This window comes from Thermostichus sp. MS-CIW-23 (assembly GCF_054059455.1).
In genome coordinates this window covers 1-10785 of the sequence record NZ_JBSSCC010000060.1, presented here as the reverse complement: position 1 = coordinate 10785, position 10785 = coordinate 1, and the positions used below count along the sequence as shown (strand labels likewise).

Here is a 10785-nt window from a genome sequence, read left to right as displayed (position 1 = left end):
GCGGGATACCGCCATTCTGGTTGGAAACAAACAGAATGCTATCGCTGCATAGTTGAACAGTGATGTTCAGCAGTGTTCAGCGTAAATGTATCAGATAATTTCTCACTCCCAGCCCTTCTCCCTGGGGAAGCTGGGATCCCTGTAGCGAACAGACTCACAAATTCAATAGGACTGCCGATAGACCAAGCCACTGGGATGTAGGAAGAAGGGGCTGTCTTCTCCCAGGCGGATCCCGCTCTGCTCTAGCCAAAAGGGCAGTCTCTCTGTTCCCTGTTGAATCCTTTGGGATCCCTGCTGGGCTGGCCGATAAGGGACGCTGCCCAAACCCGAAGAGAGGGGATCTGAGGGGGCATACCTCTGTCGCCAGCGCTGGTAGGGGCTGACTTGGATCCCTGCCTTGTCCATCTGGGTTGTCGAGAGGGCAGAGGCAGGTGCTGACACCTCTGACAACTGCAGTGAAGAGGGCAGAAGGGCAACCGCCGGACATGGCTCAGCTTGTGCCCAAGCCCCCGGCGCAAAAAGCAAGGCCAGAAGGCAACCGCTCCAGCAAAAGAAGATGGCACGCCGCACGGGAAGATCCCTCCATAAGCTCAACCCAGCCGCTTCTCAGGCCATTTTCTGAAGAGGCAGGACTGAGAGCGCAGCTCCCATCTTGCCCATGCCAATTTGCAGGCCGAGTGACCGGGATCCCCTTGGCTGGGTGATCTGGATCAGCAGACCCACTCTTGACCCAAAAGTGCTGCGAGGCCCCCAGCTCATCCGCACCGCTAGAGCAACTGACTATAGGGGTGTATGGTCATTTCAATTCAAACTTCGATTCAAACTAGGACATTGCACCCACACCTCAAACAGTGAATGATTGAATGCACGAGGCCAGAAGGCTTTTCAAGGACTCCGTCCCGCTGGCGCGATCGGTAGTCCAGGCGTCTCACCCTAAACTGAAACGACCATAAAGCGCGGTGTCCCAAGCGAGATTTCAGCGGCAGGGCAGTCAACTGCTGAAAAAATGTGCTTTGAGTGCCAAAGTTTTGGCTTGTTTCCGCGAACGGTGCCCAAGGGCAAGGAGCATGTCATGAAACCGCGGATTTGCCAGGATGATCTGCACTGCTGACCCGTACATAGGCGTGCCAAGCCAAGTCCAGCAGGCCATCCAACACCGCTGCAGCCACTGCCGGGCCTCCTTTGCGTCCCTCAGTGCGGATGTGGGGCACCATGGAATCGGCTAGCTCCTGCTTGGCTTGCACCACGTTCACAAACCCAGCCGGCGTGGCGATGACCAGAGCAGGGGCCACCTCCTTCTTTCTAATCAGCTGCACCAAGGTGGAGAGGGCAGTCTGGGATTGGCCAATCACAAAGATCGCCTCAGGGTAGCGTTGGGCCAGGGTTTCCAAGCCCCAAGCGGAGCGGGTCTTGTCCCTTTGGGGACGGGTAATCGCTTCGCTGCCGCAGTAGATGGGGTTGGAAAAGGTGTTCTGAACAGCCCAGGCAATGCCCACCTGTACCATCGGCTCATCGACCACAATGGTGGTACGCGCTGCCAAGGCCGCCGCCCCAGCCTGTAAGGCTTCGTTACCAAAACGGATGAGGTTCAAGTACTCGAAGTCAGCAGTAGCATAAATAACCCGACGAACCACCTCATACTCAGCAGGAGAAAGCTCGTGCTTGCCCACCTCCTGGTCGATGATCATCAAACTCTCTGCATCGGTTACGTGCCACTCCATCGATCCCAGACCCCGCCCGCCGTTTATCCTCAGTAATGACAGGATTGTACCTGCAGAGGCTCCAATGGGTGGGAAAAACCATCGCTCAACCTGGGGGCCAGCCCATCCCCCGACCGCCCAGAACGTGAATGTGGAGATGAAAGACGGTTTGCCCGCCGTCCTCTCCTTCGTTGATCACCAATCGGTAGCCTTTATTTAAACCTGCCTCGGCAGCCACCCGTTGAGCGGTCAGCAGGAGATGTCCCAGCAATGCCTCATGTTCGGGCTTGGCCTGGGAAATGCCGGGGATGGGCTCTTTGGGCACCACCAAAATGTGGACAGGGGCTTGGGGGGCAATATCTTTGAAGGCCAGGGCTCTATCGTCTTCGTAAACGATTTGTGCAGGGATCTCCCTGCGAATAATCTTGCCGAAAACTGTGTCGCTCATGGGTGCTCACAAATTAGTTCTGCCCTTAGCCTACCTGCTAACCGCACATTCTCCCACCCAGGTGGCGAGAGTGGCGCTCGGCACCTACTGCTTCAGCAGCCATTCAAATTCCTGCCGCAGTGATTGAATATGCCCCACTCGCGAGACCAACAGCGCATCTCGCCCGGCATCGCGAAAACGAGAGCGCCACAAACTCACCAAATCGGGGTTGCTGCACCAAAAGCGGATAACAGCGTCGACCAACTGATCCAAGTCCCAGCCGCGCCGGGCCGGCACTTCCTCCACGGATCCCAGTAACGCATCGAGGGTGCAGGAGCTGGTACCCAGGTATTCCACCCCACAGGGCCGCTGGGCCAGCTTCTGTTGCTGATGAAAGAACTGTAGAGCAGGGGCGATGCCGATGATCTCGAAGGTGTAAACCATGTTGCTCCGCAACGCTGACGCGACTGGGCTCAGTCCTACAGAGTTTTTTGCGAAAGATCCTAAAAAGGGGGCTAGCAGTCTCAAAACCAAATCAAGGTTGGGATCCCTTCCCAACTATCCTCGATCTGATCCTGGATGTTAGGTATTGATTATACTCAACTTGGGCAAAATGCCAAGGCAAAGGACAGGCAGATCCCTGCGTGGCGAAATACTTTTGCGCCACAGAGGAAGGCTTTGCCTGATGGGCACTCCCTCGTTCAGCTCTGTGTAAATAATCTGTGCAGAAATCTGTGCAGATAAGAGGTAAAGCTGCTAGCAAACACAAGTGAGGACTGCTAGCATCCAATGGGATCTTTTGCTAATTGGCTTTAGCTACACAACTACAGCCCACTAAGGGACCACGGGATACGGTTGTATGGTCATTCTAGGCTAATTGAGACACTCCCCAAGCGTTCCGCGCCGCTGCCGCGACCACCCCCAGCCCCTTTCCCAGAGGGAGTCATCCCTCACCCCCAACCCCTCTCCCAAAGGGAGAGGGGAGTTAGGAAGCAATACAACAGAAATCTTTCAGTTCTGTTTAAAATGACTATAAACCTGCTTGTTTTAAACCTCGTTGGGGTCAAGCCTCGGAAACACGATTTTTGTATCCCCCAGTTTGTGAACAGGCTGTATTGTCGCCTGCCTTTTCTGCAGACATTGAAGCAGACATTGAAGATTGTGACTTGAGGCAAGCAAGAGCACAGGCATCAAAAAACTGGCGTGGCCGCATTCTCCGACCGCGCCACCAGCTCAAGCCCTCTCCTCTACCCAAGTCGGTATTGCGTCTTGGGCCTTTTCTTGATTGGGGGGGAGTTGAAACTGAATGCGCGGCTGCCCTACCCCATACGTGAGGGTGTAGCTCCACTGCAGGCAGCGCAGCCACAGGCGGGGGTAACGCGCTTCTAGCCAGGGCTGCAGGCGACGCAGCAGATTTGGAAGCCAGCCCCTGAACAAAGCAGAGGTCAAGGCCAGGCCGGTATAGCTGAGGTAGGTGGGTAGCCACTGGGCAAAGCCTTTGGCCCCTACGGCCTCCCAGATCCACAGCAGCAGCCGTGGGTTTTGCAGGGCAGCTTTGATGGCCATGCGGTTAAAGGCCAGCCAGCCGGCCCGGTCTTTGATGAAATCGTCCACCACCTCCGGCGGCTCGGTGGCGAGAATGCCGAAAAAGCTGTTGAGAGTGGCATTGATGCGCTCGGGGGGCAGCACCTTGCCGGTGGGCACCATCATCCCCCGCGAGAAGAGCCAGGTGACGGCCGAGTTGCCCTGGTAGGCCCGGATCTGGGCTAAGTCCGCCGCCCTGAGCAGGTCGTGGCGCAGCGCCGTATCCAGCAGATCGCACAGGCGGGGGCAGTTGCGCACCAGGGATCCAAACCCGGTAAAGCTGAGGGGCGATTGCATGGCTGCCGCATCCCCAATAAGCAGCACCCGGTCAAACTCCGTCCCGCTGCCGCGAACAGGGTGCCGGTGCTGGCCAAATCGTCCGGGAATATAGCCGAAGGTCGCTTTTTTCCACTGCAGGCGCTCCGGGTCGCAGCGGCGGTATTCCGGCAGAATAGTGAAAAAATCTTCGTACAGTTCCAGCAGGGATCCGGGGTTTTCCGGATGCACCTGGTGGTAGTGGAACAGATAAAAGGTAAGATCTTCGCCTGGGCCGGGGAACAGCTCCCAAATGAGTTGCCGACCGCGGCTGATGTCCCCGTGGCTGGCCAGAATGTCCCCAAACTGGGGATCCCATACCCCTGGCTCAAACCCCCCCGCAATGGTAGCCCCCACCGTGGGGCAGACGCTATCAAAAGCCCGATGGCGGTAAAGCTGCTGGGCAATGGGAGAGACTGTTCCCATAGCATCCACCACAAGGCGGGATCCCAGCCGAAACTCCTCGCCGGTGGGCAAATCCTTCAAAACCAGCGTGACGCCTTGTTCGCCAATGTAGGCCCGCTGGAACTCGGTGCGCTCGTAGATGGCTCCCCCACAGGAAGTGAGGATCTGGCCACAGAGCTGCAATAGCTTTTCCGCGTCAATGGCCAGATTGAGTACCGTCGGCGTGTGCAAAACGGGAGCGCGAACCGGGCTATTGCCGTCAAAAAACTTGTTGAACCCATCCGTGTATTCCCGCAGGATCAAGCTCTCCATCTGCTCGGCGCTCAAAAGGCCCAAATCCACCAGGGTTTGCAGCTCCCGCCGGGAGATGTTCCACTCGCGGTTCATGCGGCCAAAAGGGAGTCGCTCCACCAAGGCCACGCGGTAGCCCAAGCGAGCCATGGCCGCTCCATAGATGGCTCCCAGCGCTCCTCCCACGATGGCCAGATCCCACTCCACTGGGGCCGGCTCAGGGCCAGGCTGGCGAAACAAGACCGGCTGAGCAGGGCGGTGGGCTGCGTGGCAATGTTGCACTTCTTCCCGCCAGCGCTTTTCCCACCAGTACACCCGCTGCAGGTCAAATTCTCCATTGGGGATCCGCCGAAAATACTTCACCGTTTGCGGGTAGAAAGGCTCAAGCTGATCGAAGATGGATCCCCGGTTCAGGTCGATCTGGGGCAACTGCGGGTAGCGGTGGGGAAATTGGCTTTGGATGGCCTGTTCCAGCTCTCCCAGCCAGCGAGCTTGGCGGGGGAAGGGCTGTTCCGACCACTGGAACACCTTGAGATAGGTAGTGTTCAGCCCCGACCACAAGAAAAGGGCCAGCTCAGCGCCGGATCCCTGTAGGCGCAGGCCCGTGGGGGTAAGAACCTTCTGGCTGCCTTGGGGCAGGGGGATACACTCCTGTAGCCAGCGCAGCACTTGAGCACTATCGGGGCAAGGGATCTCGCGGTAGTAAAGGGAAGTAAGCACGGCGCCGAGATAAGAAACCGAGCAAATCTTTACCCATTGTGACATGAGGGGATCCCTCCCTTTGCCGATCCCAGGGATCACCCCCTACCCAGGTTTCCCCCCAGCTGCAGATCTGCAGGGGTGTTGCAATTGGTGAGCATCCTCTCAAGGGACTCCGTCCCGCTGTCGGGAACGGCCAGGGGCAGGATGGCTGTTGGCACCTGGGATAGCCAGACCTGAAAGGATCTTCCTCCTGCCTGCAAGAAACTCTCCAGAGAACCTAGCTGCGCCAGGCGATAGAAGCCACACAGGGGCTCCCAACCCCGCTGACTTTTGGGCAGGGCGGCCACCGTCTGAGGGGGCAGGGTGGCAAGGCGCTGTCGCCAATCCCCAAGAACCTGCTCCTGCAAGCAGGGCAGATCGCAGGCCAGCAGCAGGATCCACTCCGGGGGAGCAGCCAAGGTTTGTAGCCGCCGGATCCCCTCTTGAAAGGCCAGCAGCGGGCCTCGGTGTTGCTCTGCAACGCTGTCGCGGCTGTGAACGTTTTCCCGCCAGAGGTGCCAACCGGGATCCACCACCGGCGCATAGCGCTCCGGCCAGGGGGTGAGGATGTAAACCGCGTCGGCGCAGGCTGCTGCCACCTGAGCCACCCGTCGCAGCAGGGGGATCCCATCCCAAAGCACCAGGGCTTTGTCGGATCCCATGCGGCGGCTGTTGCCCCCGGCCAAGATCAGAGCCACGACTGCAGGCGGGGAATCTTCAGGCATTTTGGACATCCAGTTTTCCACAACGAGCAGCAGGTATTTGTGGAGGAATAGGATAGGGATCCCATCCTCTCCTCACTCTAGCCGCTATGTCTGAGCCCTCTGGTCGTCTGGTTTGGAACCACTCTACCCATATCTCAGGGTTGATCCCTGTTTTGGAACGCCTGACCCGGCAGGCGGGCATTAAAACCGTGACGCCGGGCGCTCTGTCCTGCAGCCGTGGGCGGATCCCCCAGTTGCAGTTGCGGGTTTCGGTGCCGATCCGGGGCGGGTACAAGCTGGTGGCCCGCAAGGGAAGCAGCGTGCAAGAGGTGTTTGTGGTAACGGATCTCAGCCAAACCGAGCTGGAGGCAGCCATTCTTCGCTGTTTGCAGTGAGCTCTTCTGGCAACGCAACCGAGCCTCGTTCTTGCTACACAACGCTGTCCCGATCCAGGACTCCGCCCTGCCAACGCGAATAGCACATCTGATTATGAGTCAATCTTATGTCTCGTACTAGCCTCAAGCCTGCCCGCATCAGTGCTGTTTTGCCGGGATCCCTGGCAGCAGAAGCAGGCATTCGACCTGGAGAGGCCCTGGTCAGCATCAACGGCGAACGCCCCCGCGATCTCATCGACTACCGCTTCCTGATCGCTGAGGAGTGTGTAAGCCTGGAGATCTTGAATAGCCAAGGGATCCCGCGCACAGTTGAGCTGGAGAAGGGAATCGACGAGGATCTGGGGCTAGAGTTTGAGACAGCCCTGTTCGATGGCCTGATCCAGTGCGCCAACGCTTGCCCCTTTTGCTTCATCGACCAACAACCTCCGGAAATGCGGGCAACGCTGCACCTCAAGGACGACGACTACCGCCTCAGCTTTCTCTACGGCAGCTACCTCACCCTCACCAACTTGCCTGCTGCCGAATGGGAGCGCATCGCTCGCCTGCGCCTTTCTCCCCTCTACGTGTCAGTGCATGCTACCGACCCGGAGCTGCGCAGCCGCTTGCTCAAAAACCCGCGGGCTGGCCTGATTTTGGAGCAGTTGGCCTGGTTTCGCCAGCATCGCTTGCAACTGCACGCACAGGTGGTGGTCTGCCCAGGCTGGAACGATGGGGATCACCTCACCCGCACACTCCTCGATTTGGCCGCCTTTCGCCGGCCCGTAGACGGGATCCCCACCGTCCTCTCGGCAGCAGTGGTGCCGGTGGGGTTGACGCGCTTTCGCCCCCCTGGTGATGAGCTGGTTCCTGTCGATGCGGCCAAGGCCCGAGAAGTGATCCAGCAGGTGGAAACTTTGCAGGTCGGGTTTCGGCAAACATTGGGATCCACCTTTGCCTGGCTGGCCGATGAGTGGTATCTGCTGGCCGGGCGGGAACTGCCACCGGCAGAGCACTATGAAGATTACCCGCAGCTGGGGAACGGGGTAGGCTCCCTGCGGCTTTTCCTCAGCCAGTTCGAGCAGCTCAAACTGCCGCCTGAGCTCCCTTCTCCCCTCAAGGTTCTGTGGGTGGTGGGCAATGCCGTAGAGCAAGCCTTCCAGCCTGTGGTGGAGCAGATGAACCGCATCCGCGGGCTGCAGTTGGATCTTTTGCCTATTGCCAGCCAATTTTGGGGACAAACCCTGACGGTAACCGGGCTGCTGACGGGGCAGGATATCTTGGATGCCCTGAAGTCTGTGGAAAACTTGGCGGACTATGATGGGCTATTGCTACCCCAGATCGCCCTCAAGGATGGGGAGCGCTTTTTGGACGATCTGACCTGGCAAGAGGTGCAGGCCCAGGTGGGGATCCCGGTGGTGCGGGTGGACGGCGGGCCGGCAGGCTTGGTGCAGGCGGTGCAACAGCTAGAACAGGGCTATGCCTACGGCACCCTGTGTTGTTCCGCATCGCTCGGGCGAAGGGAAACTGCACCGCTGACGCGACCGAGAACAGCTTTGAGCCGAGGATCCTGAGGCGATGCAGAGGTTGCGGCGAGGATTGTTTCTGCTGCTGGGGGTGGGGCTGGGGATCCTGGCCATCACGGCTTTGGCCTCTTTCTATGTAGATCTGGCTTGGTTTGCCGAGCTGAATGCCCTGCCGGTGCTGTGGACGCGGGTGATTGCCCGCTGGGGGCTGGGCCTGGGCGCTTTCCTCTTTGCCCTGGCGGTGACGGGATCCAACATCTGCTCCTGCTGGCGGGGGGCAACCTTGACCGGGGCCTGGGCGATTGCCACAGGTTTGAGTGTTTTCTTTGCTTGGTCTCTTTCCAATCACTGGTTCACGCTGTTGCTCTGGCTGAACCAGGGGCCCGTCGGGGAGTCGGATCCCATTTTCAACCGCGATCTCAGTTTTTTTCTCTTCAGCCTGCCTTTCTGGGAGACGCTGCAGCAGTGGTGCTTCAACCTGGTGCTGCTCACCTTGATTGCCGTTGTCCTCATCTACTTGGTAGAGCTGGGGCTTTCCGAGCAACGGCTGACCTTGGCCCTCTCTCTCTATGCCCAGCGGCACTTGCTGATCCTGGGGGGATCCCTGTTTCTCATTCGGGCTTGGGGCCATTGGCTGGATCGCTACGAGCTGCTCTATTCCACCCGCGGCGTTGTGTTTGGGGCCGGTTTTGCCGATGTGCATGCAACTCTGCCGGCCACGACCTTGATGAGCGGGGTGGCAGGCCTGACGGCGGTGGGATTCTGGGCTTTGGCCCGCCAGGGGATCCGCCTCAACCTTCCTTTCCTCAAGTCCTGGTGCCCTTCCTGGGCCAGCTCTCTCCTGGCGCCGGCCATCCTCTGGGGGGCCTACCTGGGGTTTGGGCTGCTAACCACCCAACTTTATCCCCAACTGGTGCAGACCTTCTTGGTCACCCCCAACGAGCTGGAGCTGGAGCGCCCCTACATCGAGGACAACATCCGTTTTACCCGTGCTGGCTTTGGCCTGGCCGATGTCGAAGTCCAACCCTTCCCGGAAGGGGGATCCCTCACCTGGGAGATCCTGCAGCAGAATCAATCCACCCTGAGCAACGTGCGCCTCTGGGATGCGGATCCCCTATTGGCCACCTACCGCCAACTGCAAGAAATCCGCCCCTACTACCAATTTCCCTATGTGAATGTGGATCGCTACCGCATTGGGGGAGAATTGCGCCAAGTTATGCATGCCGCCCGCGAGCTGGACTTTGCCCAGGTGCCCCCCGCCGCCCAAACCTGGGTTAACCGGCGGTTTTTCTACACCCACGGCTATGGCCTCACCCTCAGCCCGGTGAATGTGGTGACCCCTGAAGGCCTGCCGGATTTTTTCCTATCGGATATTCCGCCGCGGGTTTCTCCCCGCTACCCTGAGGTGGCCTCCGTCTTGCGGGTGGAGCAGCCGGCCCTCTACTATGGCGAGCTGACCACCACCGATGTTTTCGTGGGCGCTGAGGCGCGGGAATTGGACTACCCTGCAGCAGAGCGCTATGTGTACAGCAGCTATCAGGGCAGCGGTGGCGTGCCCATTCCCCACCTCTGGCAGCGGTTTCTCTACGCCTGGCATTTTGGCGATCTGCGCATCCTTCTCAGCCGCGAGCTATCTTCTGCCACCCGCTTTCTCTATCGCCGCCAAATCCGCGAGCGCATCCGTCGGGTGATGCCCTTTTTGCTCTACGACCGGGATCCCTACCTGGTCATTCAAGGCGGCAAGCTCTACTGGTTTTTCGATGCCTATACCACCAGCAGCCGCTACCCCTACTCGGAGCACCTGCCCGGCTTTCCCTTCAACTACATCCGCAACTCGGTCAAGGCGGTGATGGACGCCTACAACGGTAGCATCGACTGGTACATCGCCGACCCTCAGGATCCCCTCATCCAAGCCTACGCCCGCATCTACCCCACCCTCTTCAAGCCTCTGGAGGCAATGCCGGAGCCGCTGCGGCAACACATCCGCTATCCCCAAGACCTCTTCCGCCTGCAAGCGCAGCAGTTTGCCACCTACCACATGACGGATCCCCGCCTCTTCTACAACCGCGAGGATCAATGGCAGATCCCCGGCCAGTTCCGCAATCGACGGCGCATTCTCATGCAGCCGCAGTATCTCATTCTCACCTTGCCGAGGGATCCCCAAGGGGTTGCAAACCACACTCCTGAGTTCGTCCTCCTCTCCCCCTATGCCCCTGTTAACAAGCAGAACATGGTGGCTTGGATAGCGGCCCGCTGCGACGGGGAAAACTACGGCAAGCTCCTGGTGTACGAGTTTTCCAAGCAACGGCTCATCTATGGCCCGGAACAGGTGGAAGCACGGGTCAATCAGGATCCCTTAATCTCCGAGCAAATTTCCCTCTGGAACCAGCATGGGTCGCGGGTGAACCTGGGCACGCTGCTGGTCATCCCCATCGAGACTTCTTTGCTCTATGTTCAGCCCCTTTACATCGAAGCAGAACAGGGCCGCTTGCCTCAGCTCACCCGGGTGATCGCTGCCTACGAAGACCGGGTGGTGATGGAACCGACTCTCGGCCAGGCCTTAGAAGCCCTCTTTCTGCCGAGGGGCAGCCGATAGAGAAAGGGATCCCCTCCTCATTTTTGAGGCAGGTAGTTGACGAAACTTAACGGATGTTTTAAGTTTAGGTTGTCAATCTTCGCGCTTCCTTAGGGAAGTTTGTCCTCATGACTACTGTTATCCAA

The 10785-nt window shown here is 58.8% G+C and carries 9 protein-coding genes; 3 read left to right on the top strand and 6 right to left on the bottom strand.

Features of this window, described 5'->3' with window-relative positions:
* Positions 1–162: 162 nt before the first annotated feature.
* The 6 genes from ACVW0B_RS13645 to ACVW0B_RS13620 all read right to left on the bottom strand — a co-directional run bounded on the left by ACVW0B_RS13645 (position 163) and on the right by ACVW0B_RS13620 (position 6197).
* A complete protein-coding gene (locus ACVW0B_RS13645; RefSeq protein WP_457491936.1) occupies positions 163–570 on the bottom strand; it encodes a hypothetical protein in 408 nt (135 codons plus the stop codon).
* 500 nt (positions 571–1070) lie between these two features.
* A complete protein-coding gene (locus tag ACVW0B_RS13640; RefSeq protein WP_457491935.1) occupies positions 1071–1721 on the bottom strand; it encodes a precorrin-8X methylmutase in 651 nt (216 codons plus the stop codon).
* Positions 1722–1806: 85 nt separating this feature from the next.
* Positions 1807–2148 (bottom strand): histidine triad nucleotide-binding protein, encoded by a 342-nt coding sequence (locus ACVW0B_RS13635; RefSeq protein WP_011432043.1) that lies wholly within the window; start codon positions 2146–2148, stop codon positions 1807–1809.
* Between the two features lie 84 nt (positions 2149–2232).
* The gene (locus tag ACVW0B_RS13630; RefSeq protein WP_414329426.1) at positions 2233–2571 is read right to left on the bottom strand and encodes a hypothetical protein; all 339 of its coding nucleotides are present in this window, start codon (positions 2569–2571) and stop codon (positions 2233–2235) included.
* A gap of 789 nt (positions 2572–3360) precedes the next feature.
* Entirely contained in the window at positions 3361–5487 is a 2127-nt protein-coding gene (locus ACVW0B_RS13625) for an NAD(P)/FAD-dependent oxidoreductase (RefSeq protein ID WP_457491934.1), read from the bottom strand.
* A gap of 32 nt (positions 5488–5519) precedes the next feature.
* Positions 5520–6197 carry a molybdenum cofactor guanylyltransferase gene (locus ACVW0B_RS13620; RefSeq protein ID WP_457491933.1) on the bottom strand — a complete coding sequence of 226 codons (678 nt, stop codon included), beginning with the start codon at positions 6195–6197 and terminating at the stop codon, positions 5520–5522.
* Between the two features lie 77 nt (positions 6198–6274).
* On the opposite strand from ACVW0B_RS13620, the gene ACVW0B_RS13615 reads away from it, so the two are divergent.
* The 3 genes from ACVW0B_RS13615 to ACVW0B_RS13605 all read left to right on the top strand — a co-directional run bounded on the left by ACVW0B_RS13615 (position 6275) and on the right by ACVW0B_RS13605 (position 10660).
* A complete protein-coding gene (locus tag ACVW0B_RS13615; RefSeq protein WP_414373940.1) occupies positions 6275–6562 on the top strand; it encodes a DUF2103 domain-containing protein in 288 nt (95 codons plus the stop codon).
* 107 nt (positions 6563–6669) lie between these two features.
* A complete protein-coding gene (locus ACVW0B_RS13610; protein WP_457491932.1) occupies positions 6670–8112 on the top strand; it encodes a TIGR03279 family radical SAM protein in 1443 nt (480 codons plus the stop codon).
* 4 nt (positions 8113–8116) lie between these two features.
* Positions 8117–10660, top strand: coding sequence for a UPF0182 family membrane protein (locus ACVW0B_RS13605; RefSeq protein WP_457491931.1), 2544 nt, complete (start codon positions 8117–8119; stop codon positions 10658–10660).
* Positions 10661–10785: the final 125 nt, after the last annotated feature.